Source organism: Lentihominibacter hominis (assembly GCF_014385065.1).
In the GTDB taxonomy this organism is placed as follows: domain Bacteria; phylum Bacillota; class Clostridia; order Peptostreptococcales; family Anaerovoracaceae; genus Lentihominibacter; species Lentihominibacter hominis.
Window position 1 is genome coordinate 323,290 of sequence record NZ_JACRTA010000001.1, and the last position, 19,822, is coordinate 343,111.

18 protein-coding genes, 1 tRNA gene and 1 pseudogene are annotated in these 19,822 nt (G+C 39.4%); 5 read left to right on the plus strand and 15 right to left on the minus strand.

Annotated features, from left to right (window positions below; translation table 11 throughout):
* Nucleotides 1-4 precede the first annotated feature (4 nt).
* The 5 genes from H8692_RS01575 to H8692_RS01595 are packed head-to-tail and all read right to left on the minus strand — an operon-like array spanning nt 5 to nt 6,316.
* Nucleotides 5-1,318: a nucleotide sugar dehydrogenase gene (locus H8692_RS01575; RefSeq protein WP_187524846.1), complete on the minus strand. Its 1,314-nt coding sequence runs from the start codon at nt 1,316-1,318 to the stop codon at nt 5-7.
* A 1-nt stretch (nt 1,319) separates the two neighbouring features.
* Nucleotides 1,320-2,561 carry a glycosyltransferase family 4 protein gene (locus tag H8692_RS01580; RefSeq protein ID WP_187524847.1) on the minus strand — a complete coding sequence of 414 codons (1,242 nt, stop codon included), beginning with the start codon at nt 2,559-2,561 and terminating at the stop codon, nt 1,320-1,322.
* An 8-nt stretch (nt 2,562-2,569) separates the two neighbouring features.
* Entirely contained in the window at nt 2,570-3,232 is a 663-nt protein-coding gene (locus H8692_RS01585) for a sugar transferase (RefSeq protein WP_465250879.1), read from the minus strand.
* Nucleotides 3,233-3,264: 32 nt separating this feature from the next.
* Entirely contained in the window at nt 3,265-4,476 is a 1,212-nt protein-coding gene (locus H8692_RS01590) for a DegT/DnrJ/EryC1/StrS family aminotransferase (protein ID WP_187524849.1), read from the minus strand.
* A gap of 13 nt (nt 4,477-4,489) precedes the next feature.
* On the minus strand, nt 4,490-6,316 hold the full coding sequence (locus H8692_RS01595; RefSeq protein ID WP_187524850.1) for a polysaccharide biosynthesis protein: 1,827 nt from the start codon (nt 6,314-6,316) through the stop codon (nt 4,490-4,492).
* A 258-nt stretch (nt 6,317-6,574) separates the two neighbouring features.
* Here H8692_RS01595 and H8692_RS01600 point away from each other — a divergent pair.
* Both H8692_RS01600 and H8692_RS01605 read left to right on the plus strand, forming a co-directional pair.
* A tRNA-Arg gene (locus H8692_RS01600) sits at nt 6,575-6,650 on the plus strand.
* Between the two features lie 358 nt (nt 6,651-7,008).
* On the plus strand, nt 7,009-7,383 hold the full coding sequence (locus tag H8692_RS01605) for a helix-turn-helix domain-containing protein (RefSeq protein ID WP_187524851.1): 375 nt from the start codon (nt 7,009-7,011) through the stop codon (nt 7,381-7,383).
* A 98-nt stretch (nt 7,384-7,481) separates the two neighbouring features.
* Here the strand turns inward: H8692_RS01605 and H8692_RS01610 are convergent, their stop codons facing one another.
* From H8692_RS01610 to H8692_RS01645, 9 genes and pseudogenes are all read right to left on the minus strand, one after another.
* Complete coding sequence (locus H8692_RS01610; RefSeq protein WP_187524852.1) at nt 7,482-8,882, minus strand: MATE family efflux transporter; 1,401 nt, start codon at nt 8,880-8,882, stop codon at nt 7,482-7,484.
* A gap of 107 nt (nt 8,883-8,989) precedes the next feature.
* The gene (locus tag H8692_RS01615) at nt 8,990-9,472 is read right to left on the minus strand and encodes a peptidylprolyl isomerase (protein WP_177269490.1); all 483 of its coding nucleotides are present in this window, start codon (nt 9,470-9,472) and stop codon (nt 8,990-8,992) included.
* A 15-nt stretch (nt 9,473-9,487) separates the two neighbouring features.
* Nucleotides 9,488-9,937 carry an NUDIX domain-containing protein gene (locus H8692_RS01620; protein ID WP_177269492.1) on the minus strand — a complete coding sequence of 150 codons (450 nt, stop codon included), beginning with the start codon at nt 9,935-9,937 and terminating at the stop codon, nt 9,488-9,490.
* On the minus strand, nt 9,928-10,497 hold the full coding sequence (locus H8692_RS01625; protein ID WP_177269494.1) for a chromate transporter: 570 nt from the start codon (nt 10,495-10,497) through the stop codon (nt 9,928-9,930). The genes H8692_RS01620 and H8692_RS01625 overlap by 10 nt, the downstream gene beginning before the upstream one ends.
* The gene (locus H8692_RS01630) at nt 10,494-11,147 is read right to left on the minus strand and encodes a chromate transporter (protein ID WP_187524853.1); all 654 of its coding nucleotides are present in this window, start codon (nt 11,145-11,147) and stop codon (nt 10,494-10,496) included. The genes H8692_RS01625 and H8692_RS01630 overlap by 4 nt, the downstream gene beginning before the upstream one ends.
* Before the next feature lie 23 nt (nt 11,148-11,170).
* A complete protein-coding gene (locus H8692_RS01635) occupies nt 11,171-12,901 on the minus strand; it encodes a proline--tRNA ligase (RefSeq protein WP_187524854.1) in 1,731 nt (576 codons plus the stop codon).
* A 12-nt stretch (nt 12,902-12,913) separates the two neighbouring features.
* Nucleotides 12,914-13,390: a 2-C-methyl-D-erythritol 2,4-cyclodiphosphate synthase gene (gene ispF / locus H8692_RS11015; protein ID WP_465250890.1), complete on the minus strand. Its 477-nt coding sequence runs from the start codon at nt 13,388-13,390 to the stop codon at nt 12,914-12,916.
* A gap of 9 nt (nt 13,391-13,399) precedes the next feature.
* Nucleotides 13,400-14,062, minus strand: a pseudogene (gene ispD, locus H8692_RS11020) (2-C-methyl-D-erythritol 4-phosphate cytidylyltransferase); the annotation flags it as partial.
* Nucleotides 14,063-14,066: 4 nt separating this feature from the next.
* Nucleotides 14,067-15,188 (minus strand): PIN/TRAM domain-containing protein, encoded by a 1,122-nt coding sequence (locus H8692_RS01645; protein WP_187524856.1) that lies wholly within the window; start codon nt 15,186-15,188, stop codon nt 14,067-14,069.
* A gap of 154 nt (nt 15,189-15,342) precedes the next feature.
* On the opposite strand from H8692_RS01645, the gene H8692_RS01650 reads away from it, so the two are divergent.
* The 3 genes from H8692_RS01650 to H8692_RS01660 are packed head-to-tail and all read left to right on the plus strand — an operon-like array spanning nt 15,343 to nt 18,284.
* Nucleotides 15,343-16,014 (plus strand): response regulator transcription factor, encoded by a 672-nt coding sequence (locus H8692_RS01650; RefSeq protein WP_187524857.1) that lies wholly within the window; start codon nt 15,343-15,345, stop codon nt 16,012-16,014.
* On the plus strand, nt 16,004-17,485 hold the full coding sequence (locus tag H8692_RS01655; RefSeq protein ID WP_177269503.1) for a sensor histidine kinase: 1,482 nt from the start codon (nt 16,004-16,006) through the stop codon (nt 17,483-17,485). The genes H8692_RS01650 and H8692_RS01655 overlap by 11 nt, the downstream gene beginning before the upstream one ends.
* A complete protein-coding gene (locus H8692_RS01660; protein WP_177269505.1) occupies nt 17,475-18,284 on the plus strand; it encodes a histidinol-phosphatase HisJ family protein in 810 nt (269 codons plus the stop codon). The genes H8692_RS01655 and H8692_RS01660 overlap by 11 nt, the downstream gene beginning before the upstream one ends.
* Before the next feature lie 83 nt (nt 18,285-18,367).
* Here the strand turns inward: H8692_RS01660 and H8692_RS01665 are convergent, their stop codons facing one another.
* Nucleotides 18,368-19,780: an aldehyde dehydrogenase family protein gene (locus tag H8692_RS01665; protein WP_187524858.1), complete on the minus strand. Its 1,413-nt coding sequence runs from the start codon at nt 19,778-19,780 to the stop codon at nt 18,368-18,370.
* Nucleotides 19,781-19,822 lie beyond the last annotated feature (42 nt).

Here is a 19,822-nt window from a genome sequence, read left to right on the forward strand (position 1 = left end):
TTTATTATAACACCTCTATATTATCTCTATCTTCTATATGTTGCATAGCATTCTTAGTATCAAAAATTGCTCTGGCATTTTTCTGTATCATATTATAGTCAATATTAGTATGACCACATGTAATCATAACCAAATCATAGTATTTAATTTTTTCTGCATCTATATTATCTAATCCTGACATTGTTATATCGTTATCTTTAAAAGCTTTTATATACGGATCATAGAAATCCACCTCTGCACCGTTCTGTTTTAATATACTAATTACAGGAATTGCCGGACTTTCTCTATAATCATCTATATCTTGCTTATACGCAACCCCCAATACCAATACCTTTGAACCATTCAAAGCTTTCTTATGAACATTCAAAATTTTGCTTGCACGCTCTACACAATATTCCGGCATTTTATCATTAATCATCATTGAAGATTCAATCATTGATGTATGGAAACCATATTCTCTTGCCTTCCACGAAAGATAGTATGGGTCAAGTGGAATACAGTGCCCTCCCAGTCCCGGACCTGGATAAAATGCCTGGAATCCATACGGTTTTGTCTTGGCCGCATCTATAACTTCCCAAAGGCTAATATTCATTTTATCACATAAAATGGCAAGCTCATTGACCAAACCTATATTTATATTTCTATAAGTATTTTCTAATATTTTTTCCATTTCAGCTACTGCAGGAGATGACACCTCATGAACCTCACCTTCTAAAACAGCTCTGTACATTGCCGATATCACTTCTGTAGCATCTTTCCCGATGGCGCCCACTACCTTAGGTGTATTTTTAGTTTTAAATTGCTTATTCCCTGGATCAACCCTCTCAGGTGAGAATCCCAAGTAAAAATCTTCTCCACATTTAAGCCCAGACCCCTCTTCAAGTAACGGTTTTATCAATTCTTCAGTTGTTCCCGGATATGTAGTTGATTCTAATACAACCATTGTACCCTTAGTCATATATTTAGCTATTTCTATAGTAGAGTTTTTAACATAGCTTATATCCGGCTGCTGATGCTCATCTAAAGGTGTTGGAACACAAATAGCTATAAAATCAACATCTTTTACAAAACTGAAGTCTGTTGTTGCTGACAGCATACCATCATTTACGAGTTTCTGAAGATCGCTATCTACAACATCTCCAATATAATTATGTCCTTTATTCACAAGCGAAACTTTTTCATCTTGAATATCAAAACCTATTGTTTTAAATCCAGCTTTAGCTTTTTCTACTGCAAGAGGAAGTCCTACATACCCAAGACCTACTACACCAACGCTTATTTCCTTATGCTTTATTTTACTTAATATATCCACTTTCATACTAAGACACCCTCCCATTAATTACATCTATAAATTTTAAAGCTAGTTTTTTATACGAATACTTGTTTTTTGCTATTGAAATAGCTCTTAATTCCAGTTCTCCTAATTCCTTATCATCCATGTTTTTAAATTTATGTATACTTTTAATTATACCTTCTACATCCATTGAATCTAACATCACCCCACATTTATATTCAGAAATCGGGGTTTTCGGAGTTGTTATTGCACAAATAATTGGTTTGCCAGACATTAATGAATCAAACATTTTGTTCATACAAACACCAAATCTATATAATGGAGATGCCTTTCCTCCCATATATATTATGTCAAAATATTTACATAAGTTGGGAATAGCAAGCTTATCTACAGGCTCTAAGAACAAAATATTACTCAGTTTTCTTTTTTCAGCCTCCCCCATTAATCTCGATTTCTCAACACCATCCCCTACTAACGCAAACTGAACTTGTGCATCTTTAATTTTAGTCGCACATTCAATCAACGCCTCTAATGCATTAGATAATGCATGTCCACCAAAATATCCCACAATAAACTTTCCTTCTTCTTTCAATCTCCTTAATTTTTCTTCATGCTCTTCCGGTAATGGCGTAGGAGATTCCCAGTCCGCTAACACTATTCCATTGGCAATTTCGACAAATTTATCTGGCCGCATACCATGTTGAACCATATATTCTTTAGCATATGGCAACAACGATACTACATAATCCGAATTTTTATATGCACTGTTTTCTCCCAATTGCATAGCTATTACAAACGGATTTTTTCTTGACATACCTCCCACTTCTATTAATGTAGCCGGCCACATATCATGTACCTCATGTATAACCTTAACTCTTTTCTTTGATTTTTTTCTTATCCTTTGCCCTACATATGTATCAAGAGGATAAGTTGATGAATCTATAACAACATCAGGAGCAATATCTTTTATAATTTCGCCGGCATGAATCCATAGCTTTAGCACAAATTTTGCCATAGTCAAAGCTCTTTTCACACCATTTCCCTTATAGCTTCCGGTTTTTATCCAATGATAATTTATACCATCTATATTCTCCTGCTGAAAATCCTTTTTTACGTCAGGATTTATTCTTCTTAAATGAGAATAGTCTGCGGCAATTATGTCCACCTTATGTCCCATTTTTATCCATTCTCTTGCAAAATAATATGGTCTGAATTCCATACCCATTTCAGGAGAACCTGCATAATGATTTATTATCAGTATATTCATCTATCTACCTACTTTAAAACACTGGCAACTGTTCTAACCATCAGTTTAATATCTTTAAAAAAACTAAAACTCTCAATATATTCCAGATTATACTTCATCTTCTCCGGTAAAACCTTTTGCATATAAGCCTCGTCTACCGCCATACCTTCTGATACACACTTATCTATTATAGCATCTTCATCTTTATAATTAATGCTCGCCAGCGAGGTTACCCCTGAGGGCATAAGCAATGTTGCCATCATTTCATCATTGTATGCATCTACATATTTACGAACTTCCGGTCTTGTTCCCACAAAAGTCATTTCACCTTTCAGAACATTAATTAACTGAGGGATCTCATCAAGTCTGCATTTTCTTATTTTTGACCCTACTTTAGTTATCCTCATATCATTTCCGGAGGTAACAAGAGCTCCCATTTTGTCAGCATTATCCACCATAGTTCTGAATTTAAATATTCTAAAATCTTTATTGCCTGCCGTTACTCTTGTCTGCCTGAAAAACACCGGACCTTTTGAGTCTATTTTTATCATAACAGCAAGAATAATAAATAACCATGATAATAATACAATCATAATTAATGATACTACTATATCAAACGCCCTTTTGATACAGAGGCTTACACGTTTTTTCGCCAGCCGGCCATGGTACTCTTTAACTTTATCATTTTTCATTTCATTGGGCAGTTTTTCCCATGATATAAACATTATCTTTCGTAATCCTTCAATATACTAATCACACCGCTTATTATATATTCTACTTGCTCATCAGTCAGCTTGCTATATAACGGTAAAGTTATCTCATTTTTATAATAGTTATACGCATTGGGATAGTTAACTATATCAAATCCCATATTTTTATATGCAGTAAGCATCGGCAATGGCTTATAATGGACATTGCTGGCAATGCCAAGCTCCGCCAGCTTAACTATTATATCGTTTCGCTGTTCTTCAGTTATTCCCTCCGGTCTTATGAAGTAAAGATGTCCGCTTGAACAATACCTATCACTCTGATGCGATAATACCTTCACGTCCCTTTCCTTAAAAGCAGCATCATATTTTCTTATTATTTCCTGCCTTCTATCAAGCATATTGGGATATCTCTTCAACTGCTCCAAACCGATACTGGCCTGTATATCTGTCATATTGCACTTATAAGCAGGATATACTATGTCATATTCCCATGACCCTGCTTTCGTCTTGTCCAAAGCATCTTTTGTCTGCCCATGTAAGGATAGGTTCATATATTCTTTATATATTTTTTCATCATCTATTCCATCTATACTTTTCCATGTCACAGCTCCGCCTTCAGCAGTAGTAAGATTTTTAACTGCATGAAAAGAAAAACATGTAAAGTCGGCATGCATCCCTGATTTCTTACCATTCCTTACAGCTCCGAAGCCGTGAGATGAATCGGCAATAACAGCTATTCTACCAAGTCTTTTCTGAATATCATTATCCTCTGATACCGCAAATTTTGATTCATTCCTATTCACGATATCATAAACTTTACCGTAATCACATATTATCCCTGCCAAATCAACAACAATTATTGCCTTTGTATTTTCAGTTATAGACTTTTCCATAAGATCATAATCCATTTCAGGAACGCTTTTCTGTATATCCACCATTACAGGGGTTGCCCCTACATGATAGATAACGCTGCAGCTAGCCGTATAGGTATATGCCGGAACTATTACTTCATCACCATGTCCAATATCAAGCAACCTCAATGTCATTTCCATGGCTGCAGTTGCAGAGCTAAGACATGCTGTTTTCTTTATTCCTATATATTCAGATATTTTATTTTCAAATTCTTTTGTTTTAGGCCCTGTTGTAATCCAACCGGACTTTAATGTCTCAACTACAGAATCTATTTCCGCCTGAGAAATATCAGGTGGTGAAAAAGGTATATTCATATCAATACTCCTGTTAATTTTTAGTGATAGTATAGGTATCACATATCTTTTTTATTTCATCTTTTATATTATTACTATTAGCCTCGGCAACTTCTATAAGGCTATTCAACTTGTCCAAAAACACATTCTTATCTATGTCTATAGGCTGACCCACAAATATTAAATCATTAGGAGTGCTCTCAAGGCCTTCTTCTGCCATCAGCAGTTCTTCATAAAGCTTCTCTCCCGGCCTCAAACCTACTATCTCGATCTTGATATCCCGGTCAGGAATGTAGCCTTTCATTCTTATCAGATTTACTGCCAAATCATATATCTTTACAGGCTGTCCCATATCAAGCACAAATATTTCGCCGCCCTTTGCCAGTAATCCTGCCTGCAAAACAAGAGAAACAGCTTCGCTTACAGTCATGAAAAATCGGGTTATCTCCCTATGTGTAAGAGTTATGGGGCCGCCAGCTTCAATTTGCTTAAGGAACAGTGGTATTACGGATCCGTTACTGCCCAATACATTTCCGAATCTGACTGCCACAAATTCCGTGTCAGACATTCTGCTGTATGTCTGCACTATCATCTCACAAATCCTCTTAGTTGCACCCATAACATTGGTAGGTCTTACTGCCTTGTCGGTGGAAATGAGCACAAATTTCTTAACCTCATACTTATCAGCAAGCTTTGCCATGTTCAGCGTCCCCTTGCAGTTATTCTTGACAGCTTCATTAGGAGAATATTCCATAAGGGGTACATGTTTATGAGCAGCGGCATGATATATCACATCGGGCTGGTATTCTTTAAAAATACTTTCCAGCCTGTCATAATCTCTTACTGATGCTATTAATACATGAACCTCTGCCTCCGGATAATATCTGACAAGCTCCATCTGAAGTTCATATGCTCCATTCTCATATATATCCACAATAAGCAGTCTTCCCGGTTTATTGGCGATAATCTGTCTGCAGAGCTCTGAACCTATAGTGCCACCTCCTCCGGTGACCATAATTGTTTTCCCTGCAACAAAATCCGTAAGCTCCGAATTTTCTATCACTACCGCATCTCTTCCCAACAGATCTTCATAATTCACCTCTCTTATGGCACTGCTGAGCGACGATGTGAGACTTGAAGCAATAGATGGCAATCTCTTTAACTTTGCATTTGTCTCCTGACAAATGGAAATAATATCTCTAACGGTTACAGGCGATGCCGAAGGTATTGCGATGATTATTTCATCCACTCTGTACTTATCCGCCATTTTAGGAATATCATCTCTATCCCCTACTATAGGAAGTCCATGTATATATTTACCTTTTTTGGCAGGATTATCATCTATTATACATACCACACGGGAAGTTCCGGGTCCGAAACGAAGCTCTTTAATCAAAAGAGAAGCCGCAGAGCCTGCTCCTACTATCATTACTCTCCGCTTTTCACCTGTTTTCTGATATTTCTTCTGAAACTGTCTGAAAACCCGTAGTGAAAATCTGGCGCCTGCCAGAAGAATAAACAGAAACACCCAGTTAAACACATAAAAACTGCGTGGCATGGCGATGCTCCACAGGAGCCTATACGCAACATACAACGCTTCTATTACAAGTGATGCTTTGAACACGGAAATCACTTCATCTACTCCCGCATATGTCCACACCCGATTATAAAGTTTAAATGCCGCCATAACCGCTACAGTTATTGCTATATCTATCGGAAGGCACTTAACAGCAGGTATGAGATAGAACATGTCCATCGTAAAGATACCAAACCTCAATGCCAGCGGAGCGATCGAACTGAAAGCTACGATAGCAGCATCTATAATAATCAAAATTATTATTCTTATAATTTTTGAACGCATAATTTTCTTTCCCTGATTACTTATTTATATCAAAAATACAATACATTATCTGCACATACACATTAATGTTATCATAAAAATGTGATAGTTTCAAGGAATATGCTCACAATGAAAACTTAGATCGGAAGTTTCATTAAAGACTTTAAAGGGAATTTTAATGATTTTCCTCTCACTGTCAAATAAGATTAATTACATTCAGCAAAACAAAACCTCTTGCCACTTCTTCTAAAATCATTTATAATTGATACATTCATATCTGGGGCACTAGCTCAATGGATAGAGTCGCAGACTTCGAATCTGTCGGTTGGGGGTTCGAGTCCCTCGTGCCTCGCCAGAAAAGGATTTCTCAATATAGCAGAAATCCTTTTTTATTTACAGTTCTCAGATGAAACTTCAGATTAAAAAGAGATTATTAAAACTTAATAAAAAAGCTCGCTTCTATGAAAAGCATTCCTTTTTCATTCATATCTCGTTTTGGGTTTTAAAATCAAATTATATATACATATATCTCAAAATAGTGCTTTAAAGCCTTTAAATTTCTGAGATTTTAATATACGGCTGATTTTTGTCACATATAAAATAATGACTTTTTTATTATTTGCGTACCGGTATATCGGTATAAATGCCAATATCATGGCATTTACTGGGCTTATCAGGCCTCTTTATTCTTATGATGAAAGGAGAGGTCTTTTATGAAAATACAAAGAAACATAGCTTCAACACTCAAAATGACTATGTCACAACGAAATATCTCACTGGCAGAATTTGCCGAAGAACTCGGTATTGCCAGATCTTCCCTGCAGGAGTATCTGAAGGAAGATGCAAATCCAAGGGCAGATACCATACAGCTACTTTCAGAAAAGCTTGGAATTTCTGTTTCACAGCTAATATGCGGCAGAACACCTTTTCCGCAGCAGGTTGATCAGCTTTCCGGGAAAAACACTCATGACATTTCTGCTCTGCTGATATCTATCAGTGAAAGTTATCATAAACTTTCTTCAGATATTCATGTCTTGGCAGAAATGTTGTCCGCTGAAAACGAACAGGAAGACAAATCAATAGAATAGATTTGACCGATACTATGTAGCCGGTCTGTATATCATCCTCTGCTCATATACATTTACACTACAGGGGCTTGTGTTTAAACACAAGCCCCTGTAATTTTTCAGCTTCTGATCTCATCTATCTTTGTGCCGTCCTCCATTCTTTTCATCAGCTTCCTAAACTGTATGAGAAACATAGTGGCTGTTGTAGCCACAGCGATAGTATCAGCCACCGGTTCTGCCATGAACACAGCCATTGTTTTATCTTCAAAAAACATCGGTAATGTAAATATCAACGGTATCAACAGTATTATCTTTCTCAAAACAGCAAGAAACAAAGAAGTCTTAGCATTGCCGAGAGCGATAAATGTCTGCTGACAGGCGATTTGTATACCAAAGATCAGAGACATCGCCATATATATCCGTATAGCCCACATCGTATAGGAAACAAGTTCAGCATCAGAAGTAAATATCATTATAAACAGCTTTGGAGCAAACATTGCTATTGCCCACAGTGATATGGAATAAATAACAGAGGCTCTAAGAAGAAGAAAAAACGTCCGTTTAACACGTACGGCATTTCCTGCCCCGTAATTAAAACTCACTATAGGCTGAGCTCCCTGAGTGATTCCCTGAAGCGGAAGCATAGAAAACTGCATCACACTGCTCAGTATTGTCATAGCGCCTACTGCCAGATCTCCTCCATAATGAAGCAGCGATGAATTAAAGCAAACAGTTATGGCTCCTTCCGTAGCCTGCATTATAAATGGGGACATACCGAGGGCCAAACATGGTCCATATATTTTCCACTGGATTTTCATATATTTTGCTTTTATTTTCAGAGCTGTCCGTTTTCCGGTAAGAAATCTGATGACCCATGCAGCAGAAAGAGCTTGTGAAATAATAGTAGCTAAAGCAGCCCCCTGCACGCCCATATCAAAACCGAAAATGAATATCGGATCAAGGATTATATTGGCTACTGCTCCAATTACAACACTGACCATACTGATACCTGCAAATCCCTGTGTAGTTATAAAAGAATTAAGTCCCAAAGCGATCTGCACAAACAGAGTGCCGCATGCATATATACGCATATATCCTTCTGCATATCCTATAGTATTATCACTGGCACCGAACAAAAGCAGAAGATCTTTTCCAAATAACAGGAGTACACCCGTCAGAATTATTCCGGCTATAACAGTTCCGCTCGTACAGCAACCGAGAATACGTTCAGCCGTTTCATGATCTTTTCGTCCCAGCATAATTGACGCTTTCGGGGCTCCTCCCATGGCCATAAGCGCAGCAAAAGCACTGATTATCATAATTACGGGAAAACAGACTCCTACTCCCGTAAGAGCTGTAGCTCCCGTTTTGGGAATATGTCCGATATACATTCTGTCTACCATGTTATAAAGCACATTAACAATCTGTGCAGTTATTGCAGGAAGCGCAAGCCGCAGCAGAAGTTTTCCCACAGGCTCACTTCCCAGATCCGTTTTCTTATGTTCACTTACCGTCTTCATCTCTTATATTTCCTCTCTGTCAGAGCATCAAAAATCCCGGTACAATGACAGATCATACCGGGATTGGAAAAATCAAAACATTAAGTCTGTTATTACTGCAAAAGATGTTACTCCTCTATGATGGACACCTTCTTCATCACCTGAGGTACATCAGGCCGGTCTGCTCTGTTCCTGTCCTGTTTTACGATTTCATCTGCCACTTCCATACCTTCTGTTATTTTACCAAACGCAGCATACTGCCCATCCAGATGAGGTGAATTTTTCACCATGATAAAAAACTGTGATCCGGCTGAATTAGGGTCCATCGCTCTTGCCATGGACAATACGCCTCTTTCATGTTTGAGATCATTTTTAAATCCGTTTGCCGTGAATTCTCCTTCTATTGTATAACCCGGACCTCCCATTCCTGTACCGTCAGGGCATCCACCCTGTATCATGAATCCCGGTATAACTCTGTGGAAAATAAGGCCGTCATAAAACCCTTCTTCCACAAGCTTTATAAAATTTTCAACAGTCTTCGGAGCTATATCAGGATAAAGTTCTCCCTTCATCACACCGCCGTTTTCCATTTCAATCTTTACATATTTCATTTATAATTCCTCCTTTTAACGCATTCTGAACACGTTATAACCAAATTTTTCGTTTTCAAAGACAGACCAAAACTCATCCCGCAAAAATTCAGGATAAAGTTTAGGGATCAACTTCATTTCTTCACGTGTCATAAACCGTACTTCTCTGAGGACCTGATGCGCTTCATCAAATTCCGGATCCTCTCCCAGCGCAAGCTCCCCACCGGACACCTTTCCGAGAAAAAAATTCACGAATCGCTGTCCTCGCTGCGATACTTCTTCCACATGCCATATAAGAGTCCCTATTTCAATATCAAGTCCTGTTTCCTCTTTTACTTCCCTGACTGCCGCATCGGCAGCATTTTCTCCGTCTTCTATTCCGCCTCCGGGCACCATCCATATATCATTGTCTTCATGACGCTGTTTAACCAACAGCATTCTGTCTCTATCATCCAATACAATTACTCTTACTCCACCTATCCACATAAAAACGCTCCTGCTATACCCATCAGTATCATCACTCTTATAGGCCGCATTTTAAACACACCTACCAAAACTATCGTTACGGCAAACATTGCTATGGGGATAAAATTAAAAAATTCAACGCCTCCTGTAAACAGTTTCATTGAGATCAGAGAGCCATTCACCAGTACAGATTCACTGACAAATATAGCTGCCGCTGCTATCATACCTATCGTTACAGGCCTTATTCCCACGAAAGCTCCCTGTATTCCCTTGCTGTCATTAAATTTCTCTATGAATTTCATCACTATAAGCATTATGACAAAAGACGGAAGGCATACGCCCAATGTAGCAACAAAAGATCCCAGTATCCCCGAATAATTAAATCCTACATATGTAGCGGCATTTACAGCCACAGGACCAGGTGTTACTTGTGACAGAGCTACAAGGTCGGAAAATTCCTGTGAAGACATGACTCCGAAATCCTGAACACTTTGAAAGATAAGAGGAAGCATTGCCAGTCCGCCGCCGAAACTAAACAGCCCTATCCGGAAAAACATGGCAAAAAGATATAAATACATCATTTTTCCGCCTCCCCGCTCTTACCATCGTTTCTTTCACAGGTCGAACCTTTCTTTTTATTCACATCATCTTTCAAGTGTCCACTGTTTCTAAATCTTATACTGTTATATATTATTCCTGCCGCAGCTCCTGCGATGATGGCCCATATCGCTGTAATTCCGAAAACTCCTATAGCCACAAAAGATATTACAGCAAGTATCCATTGGAATACCGAAACAAGACTCTGTTTTGCCAACCTTACAGCAGTCACCGCTATAAGGCCGCATACCGCTGCCTTCACTCCAGTAAAAGCTCCCAGTATATACTTATTTTCACCTATGGCTCCTAAAAAGGTCACAGCCAGTATTATAATTATGAAAGAAGGTGCGACTACTCCTATAGTAGCTGCCAGCGCCCCTTTCACACCTTTCATACGATTCCCTATATAAGTAGCGCTGTTTATGGCTATAACTCCGGGCATGGACTGGCTGACAGCTATACAGTCCAGCATATCTTCCTCCTTAAGCCATTTTTTATCTTTGACAACTACTTGTTGTATCTGCGGTATCATCGCCATACCACCTCCTATGGTAAATATGCCGACTTTAAAAAACTCCCAGAAAATGCTTATATACTGTTTAACGCTGCCTGCTTTCCCATTGTTATTGCTCATGTACCGTCACCGCTCCGTAATACCTATCGTTCCGCATCGATTGTATCAATGGCCTTTTTTATACTTTCTTCTACGGTCATTTCCACTTTATCGGCATCTCTTCTCATCTTATACTCTACCATTCCGTCTGAAGCGCCTCTTCCTACGGTGATTCTGATAGGAATACCCAAAAGATCCGCATCTTTGAACTTGACTCCCGGCCGTTCTTTCCTATCATCCACAAGAACCTCGGCTCCGCCTGTCATAAGCTTTTTGTATATACTGTCGGCCACTTGTGACTGAACCTCATCATCAGGCTTCATTACAGTTATTATTACGTGATATGGAGCTACCGATACAGGCCATATAATACCGTTGTCATCATGGTGCTGTTCAATTATTGCCGCCATGGTTCTCGTCACGCCTATTCCGTAACAGCCCATCACAATCGGATGGTCCTTCATATTTTCATCTTTATAATACGCCTTCATAGATTCGCTGTATTTGGTCCCCAGCTTAAAGACCTGACCAACCTCAATACCTCTTGCATGTTTTACAGGGGCTCCGCATACAGGGCATGGATCTCCCTCGGCCAGCGTTTTTATATCAGTTACTATATCACCCTTATAATCTCTTTCGTAATTGACATTTAAAAGATGATAATCTTCTTTGCATGCTCCCGCACAGAGATTTTTCAGTCCTACCAATTCACTGTCCACTACTATCTTACAGTCATGAATACCTGTAGGTCCTGTAAATCCACCGACACAGCCTGTCACCGCAGCCATTTTTTCCTCATCTGCAAACTCTATGGCATGCTCAGGTATACCGAGGGCATTGACAAGCTTCGTCATATTAAGTTCTCTGTCACCCCTTACAAACGCCGCCACATAGCCATTCTCATTTTCTTCATTATCATATGTTACAAAAAGCAATGCTTTTATGGTCTGCTTCTGATCAAGCCCCAGAAAATCGGCTACTTCTTCTATAGTCTTTGTCCCCGGAGTGTGCACTTCTTTCATTTCAAGCATCTGCACGTCCGTTTGAGGCTTTTCGTCTACACATTCTGCCCTTTCAACGGTTGCCGCCATAGAACATTTTTCACAGTAAGCGATTTCACTTTCACCAACCTCTGAAATTGCTGTAAATTCATGGGAATTACTTCCGCCTATAGCTCCCGTATCAGCTTCCACCGGTCGAAAATAAAGCCCGCATCGTGTAAATATTTTTTCATAGGCTTCATACATCTTTTCATAACTTTTATCAAGGCCCGCCTGATCTCTGTCGAAAGAGTAAGCATCTTTCATAATAAACTCCCTGCTTCTCATCAGGCCAAATCTCGGTCTTGCTTCATCTCTGTATTTAGTCTGTATCTGGTACAGATTTATAGGAAGCTGTCTGTAGGAATTAATATCATTTCTGACTATATCTGTAAAAATCTCTTCATGAGTAGGGCCCAGGCAGAACTCACGTCCATGTCTGTCCTTTATCCTCCAAAGTTCAGGACCGAAAGCGCTCCATCTTCCCGATTCTTCCCAAAGCTCCGATGGCTGTATGGCAGACATATGTATCTCCTGTCCGTCGGCAGAATCCATCTCCTGTCTTATTATGTCTTCAATCTTTCGAAGTGTTCTCCATCCCAGCGGCATAAATCCGTATACTCCCGATGCCAACTTTCTTATCATTCCTGATCTCAGCATTAAAATATGGCTTGGGATTTCAGCCTCATTGGGCACTTCCCGCAATGTTTTCAAGTGCATTTTTGATAATTTCATCAGTGTATCTCCTTATCTGCATATAGAACAAACTGCTTCAGCAGCTATACCTTCTTCCCGTCCTACGAAACCAAGACGCTCTGTAGTTGTTCCTTTTATATTAATCCTGTTTTTCTCAAGATCTAAAGCTTTTGCAATGTTATCTCTCATATCCTCTGTATAACGTCCTATCTTAGGTGCCTGAGCCATCACGGTAATATCCGCATTTATCACAGTATAGCGATTCGCAGCAAGAAGCTTTCCCACTCTCTGCAAAAGAACCATGCTGGATATTCCTCTATACTGATCATCTGTATCAGGAAAATGCTTCCCTATATCCCCCAGTGAAGCCGCTCCCAACAAGGCATCCATAAGAGCATGAATTACAACGTCTGCATCAGAATGGCCCGCAAGACCTCTTTCATAGGGAATGCTGACGCCTCCTAATATCAGATCCCTGCCTTCAGCAAAAGCATGGACATCAAATCCTGTCCCCACCCTGTTCTCCATAGGTAAATCCTCTTTCGTAGTTATCTTTATATTGCCGTAATCACCCTTCACAAGCATTACTTTATATCCGGCCTTCTCTGCTAAAGATGCATCATCAGTTCCGCATAATCCCTCTGCATATGCTTTGTCATACGCTCGCTTCAAATAATCTTTCCTGAATCCTTGAGGTGTCTGGACAGAAAAATACAGGCTTCTGTCAACACTCCTGCTCATGACTTCGTCTGTCGCCATCCTGAGACTGTCTTTCATAGGGACGCATGGCACGGCAGCGCCTTTTTCAACTGTTCCTTCTATCACTGCATGGATCACATGTCTTTTTACAAAAGGTCTTGCTCCATCATGAACAAGAACATAATCAGTATCCGGGCATTTTTCTCCTATGGCTTTAAGCGCATTATATACCGATTCCTGTCGCTCACAGCCTCCCCGAACTATATCGCGTACCTTATTTATTTCATACGATCCGACTATATTCCTGCAATGCTTAATATATTCCTCATTTGCCACGATAAATATATGATCGATCTCATCCATATCCGAAAACACTTTAAGTGTTTTGGCAAGCACAGGTTTACTGCCTATCATGAGATATTGTTTTGGTATATCGCCGCCGAGACGAGTTCCCTTCCCTGCCGCAGCTATTATTACCGAGATACTGTTTCCTTTATACATTACACTACCCTCTGCCGCCGACTGCAGGTTTGGCAAATATCATTCTTCCTGCAGATGTCTGCAGCACACTTGTAACAATCACTTTTATAGTTTTCCCTATAAATCGTTTGCCGTCTTCGACTACTATCATCGTACCATCATCCAGATATGCCACAGCCTGATTATTCTCCTTGCCTTCTTTTACAAGAGACAGCACCATTTCTTCACCGGGAAGCACCACAGGCTTCAAAGTATTGGCAAGCTCATTTATATTGAGAACCTCAACGCCCTTTATTCCTGCCACCTTGTTTAGATTAAAATCATTTGTGACTACCTTTCCGTTCATAATCTGCGCCAGTTTCAGCAGCTTTACATCTACCTCCGGGATCTCATCCAGAGCTTTTTCTGCAGTCGTATTGTAAATCTCGATACCATATTCATTCTGTATCTTATTAAGTATATCAAGGCCTCTTCTCCCTCTGTTCCTTTTAAGGGCATCAGACGAATCGGCTATATGCCTGAGTTCTACAAGCACAAATTCCGGAATAACGATAGTTCCTTCTATAAACCCTGTTTTCATGATATCAGCTATCCTGCCATCTATAATCACACTTGTATCAAAGATCTTAGGAGAAGCATCAGATTTCACTTTTCCGGATTTGCTGCCTCCCACCGAGGAAATAAGTTTGGCGCTCGGCCAGGCATTTCTAATATCTTTTCCCTTTTTGGTCGCAATGACGATTCCCAGATATCCGAGTATTATGTATGTAATAATATTCAAAATAACATCTAAATACGGTATTTTTATGCCGACATATACCTGACTTATCAAAAAAGCGATAATAAGACCCACTATAAGTCCGATAGTACCCATTACCAGATCATTCAAAGATACTTTCTGCAAATCCGATTCTATATTGCTTGCCATCTTGTTTCCTTGTTTTTTAAGGGTAGGTGTCAATCTGAAAAATATTAAACCGAAGATAATTGCGAATAAAACGGCGATACATAATTCCTGTATTTCCGAAAAATCAACCAGCTCTTCATGTCCTGCAAGGGCAAAACAGAATTTGGTCAATAAAAACAAACCATACCCTACTATGGCTCCCGCCATCGTGAAAATAGCTCTGACTAGTTTTTTCAACATAACTCACACCTCCTTTCTCTGCAATTGTCCAGTGTGATTATATCACAATTTCTGTACCTCGCCAACAAATTATGGTACAATCACTACATAAGCTTCATATACAAATCACATAGAAATCTTATTCTTAATTCATATACATAAGGAGGACTTAACTATGGCGAAAATTTTAGTGGCAGACGACGAACAGAAGATAAGAGAGGTCATAAGAGAATATTCCGAATTCAACGGTCACGAAATAACCGAAGCAGCCGATGGAATGACAGCTGTGGGACTTTGCAAATTAAATGATTACGATCTTATCATTATGGATATCATGATGCCTAAACTTGATGGGTTTTCAGCTTGCAAAGAAATAAGAAAAATAAAAGATATTCCTATAATCATGTTATCGGCAAGAAGCGAGGAATACGATAAACTTTTCGGTTTTGAACTGGGAATAGATGACTACGTAGTGAAACCCTTCAGCCCAAAAGAACTGATGGCAAGAGTAAACGCTGTTCTTTCGAGAAACAGCGCCCCTGAAAAGCCCGCCGAAAAAATCATGAAATTCGATGGTCTTGAGATTAATATCCCCGCCAGAACAGTCTACGTTGACGGAAAAAAGGTAGAGCTTACACCAAAAGAGTATGATCTGCTGTTTTACCTTGTGGAAAATAAGAATATTGCTCTTTCCAGAGACAAACTTTTATCCGATATATGGGGATACGACTTCTTCGGCGATGACAGAACCATAGATACTCATATAAAGAATCTCAGAAACAATCTCGGAAAATACAGAGATTATATAGTTACATTAAGAGGGGTAGGTTATAAGTTTGAAGCTTAGACTCGACTACAAAAGCATAAAATTCAAAACATGGCTGTATTTCATATTATTCGCCGCATTTCTCATGATAGTTCTGTGGTTTTTTCAAGTACTGTTTTTAAACAGCTTCTACAGCGTCATGAAAGATGAGCAGACAAGAAGAGTCGCCAAAAACATCGAATCTGCCTATAAGCTTAAAAGCAGCGAAAAATTTCTTAAATCAGTAGAAAATATATCAAATACCAACGACATGTTCATATATGTAGTATCTCATGACGGTAATACCATGTATTTCAGACCTTCAGGGGACAGTACTAATGCGCAGTATTACGCCGAGCAGATAGAAACCATCAATCAGATAATGCTCAAAGAGAATGCGGACTCTGTATACAAAAGAATAAAAAGTGATGACTCAAAAGATGTCTTAGCTTACGGAAAGCTGCTGACAAACAAAAACAAAGAGCCTATGCTGGTATACATATTTTCCCCTCTGTATCCGGTATCTTCAACTATACAGATACTGACTAATCAGCTTGTATATGTGACGTTCATCTCTTTGATGGTGGCATGTCTTATTTCATTTTATCTTTCCATCAGGATCACAAGACCTATACGAAAAATAACACGTTCTGCCGAAAGATTGGCTGACGGAGAGTACGGAATTGTATTTAAAGGCGGCCATTACACAGAAATAAACAATCTGGCCGACACACTTACGAGAGCTTCCATAGAGCTTGAAAAATCCGATATGCTCCAAAAAGACCTTATCGCAAATGTATCTCACGACCTGAGAACACCTCTCACCATGATAAAATCATACGCTGAAATGATTCGCGATCTGTCAGGAAACAATCCAAAAAAAAGAGAACAGCATTTGAAGGTCATAATAGACGAAGCTGACAGACTCAATATGTTGGTCGGAGATCTTCTTTCACTTTCAAGAATGCAGTCGGGCAAGATGGTTCTTCATCCCGGTAATTTCAATATTACACAGGCCGCCCGGAGTATACTCAACACTTATAAGATTATGGAAGACGAAGAAGGCTATACTTTTAAACTTAACTGTTCCGCTAATTACATAGTAAACGGAGACGAAGAAAAGATTAAACAAGTAATATCAAACCTTGTCACCAATGCTATAAAATTCGCCGGGGAAGACAAGACAATAATACTTTCCCTGAAGCGCCGAGGCAAATATGTTATCTGCAGAGTAGAAGATCACGGAGTGGGAATAGCTCCGGAAGAACTTAATCATGTATGGGAACGTTATTACAGAGCCAGTTCAAATATGGTAAGATCCTCAGAAGGTTCAGGACTTGGTCTTTCAATAGTAAAAGAGATTCTGACGCTCCATAAATCAAATTTTGGAGTTGACAGTACCGTCAGCAAAGGAACCACATTCTGGTTCGAGCTGAATTTTGTAAAAGCCGAAAAAATGCGTCCGGCTCTTACAGAAAACACAGAAAGGAATGAATCATCAAATGAACAATAATAGATATATTATAGATTGTGACTTTCACACTCACACAGGATTTTCTGATGACTGTGACGTTTCGGTGGAAGAAATGCTTAAAAGCGCCGCAGATCAGGGAATCAGAACACTTGCAGTTACCGATCATTATGATCCGGGATATCCGGATCCTGAATTTCCTTTTACTATCGATTTCAAAAAATATCAGGAAACAATGTTAAAAGCACGAGAAGAATACAAAGGAACCATGGATATAATGATAGGCCTCGAAGTTGGTATAATGGAAGGACAATTTGACGCTGCCCATCAGATCATCAACGCCTTTGACTATGACATAATACTGGGATCATTCCACTGTCTCAAAGATAAAGACTTATACACACTTGATTATACCGGTGTAGACGGTCCGTCTATGCTTGAAGATTTTTATGTATATATGCACAGCTGTCTCAAAAAATTCCATAACTATGATGTTATCGGTCATTTCAGCATACTTGACAGATACATAGGAAAACTTTATGATTACACGCCTCTGACTGATATTACCGATGAAATACTGAAACTGATAATACGTCAAGGGAAAGGGCTCGAAATCAATACTTCCAGCTTCAAATACGGTACAGGAACATGGCTTCCAAGAGAATCTATATTAAAAAGATATCTCCAGCTTGGCGGTGAAATACTTACCTTTGGTTCCGATGCACATTCGCCGGAACATTACAGATTTCACTTCAATGATGCAGTGGAATTCGCCAGATCACTGGGGTTCAAATATTACTGCAAATTCAAATGCAGAAAACCGGAATTCGTTAAACTATAAAAAATTTCCCCGCAGATATCATCCAAAAAAGCAACTCCATCAAGCTTTAATACCAAGCCTGATGGAGTTGCTTCTTATTATTATCAGCCGATCCTTATAGACTTCACTTCCATGAATTCATCAAATCCGCATTTTCCGTTTTCTCTTCCTATACCGGACTGTTTATACCCTCCGAAAGGCACATCTATGGTAAAAGCTCCGCCGTTCACAAGAACTGTACCGGCCTGTATCTTTTCAGCAAACTCAAGCGCCTCTTTTTCGTCTCCAAATACAGCTCCCGCAAGTCCATAGATACTGTCATTAGCTATTTCGAGAGCTTCTTCTTCTGTATCGTAATAAATTATGCCCATGACAGGACCAAAAATCTCCTCCTGCGCTATTACCATATCATTAGTAACATCTGTAAAAATAACAGGCTGCACATAGTATCCGTTTTCGTAATCATCAGGAATCTCTCCGCAAATCATCTTCGCACCCTCTTCTATACCCAGCCTTATATATCTATTGACTTTATGAAATCCCTTCTCACTGGCAAGCGGTCCTATTCTGGTATCAGGTTCATTTGGGTCTCCTACTTTAAGTTCTTTTACAAATGCCAACATGAAGTTCTCCAGATCATCTTTTATTTCACGAGGTGCAATCAGCCTTGTCAATGCAGAACATGTTTGCCCGGTGTTCAGAAAACACTCCATCATCGTTCCTACAGCTGCCTTTTCATAATCGGCTGACCTTAATATAACCGAAGCGGATTTTCCTCCAAGTTCCAAAGCGATCTTCTTGACATTGCTCTCAATACCCATCATTCCTACTTTTTTTCCTTGCTGTGTAGACCCCGTAAAGGATACCATATCTACATCTTCATGTTTTGAAAGAAGTGTTCCTACTTGCTCTCCGCGTCCTGTCACTATATTTATGACTCCCGGAGGCAAGCCTATCTCTTCAGCTGCTTCTGACAGAACATATGCTGAAACAGGAGCCAGCTGACTTGGTTTAAGAACGATACAGTTACCTGCCGCTATAGCAGGAAATATCTTCGAAGTTTCCTGATAAATAGGGTAATTCCATGGAGTAAGGCAAGCTATAACGCCTATAGGCTCTTTTCTTACTATATTATTGCCACACTTTTCACTGTAACTATAATTTCTCGCAAGGTCTGAATAATATCTCGCCTGTTCTATAGAACTTACCACCTGCAAGCCATATACGTATTTTACAGGGGTTCCGATCTCACTTGTTATTGTCTTGCCTACTTCATCCTTATGCCTTTCAATATAATCAGCAAATTTTCCGACATAATCAGCTCTCTCCTCAGGGCTTAAAGCGCTCCATTTGGGAAATGCTGCTCTCGCAGCAGCTACAGCCCTGTCTACATCAGCTTGATTGCCGTCAGGAACTCTTGCGAATATCTGTCTGTCAGCAGGATTCTCTACAGAAATGAACTCCCCGCTGTCGCCATTCACATACTTTCCATTGATATATAATTTATAATTATCCATTATTTACTACCTCCTGCTCTGATTTTACAACCAATCGTCTCT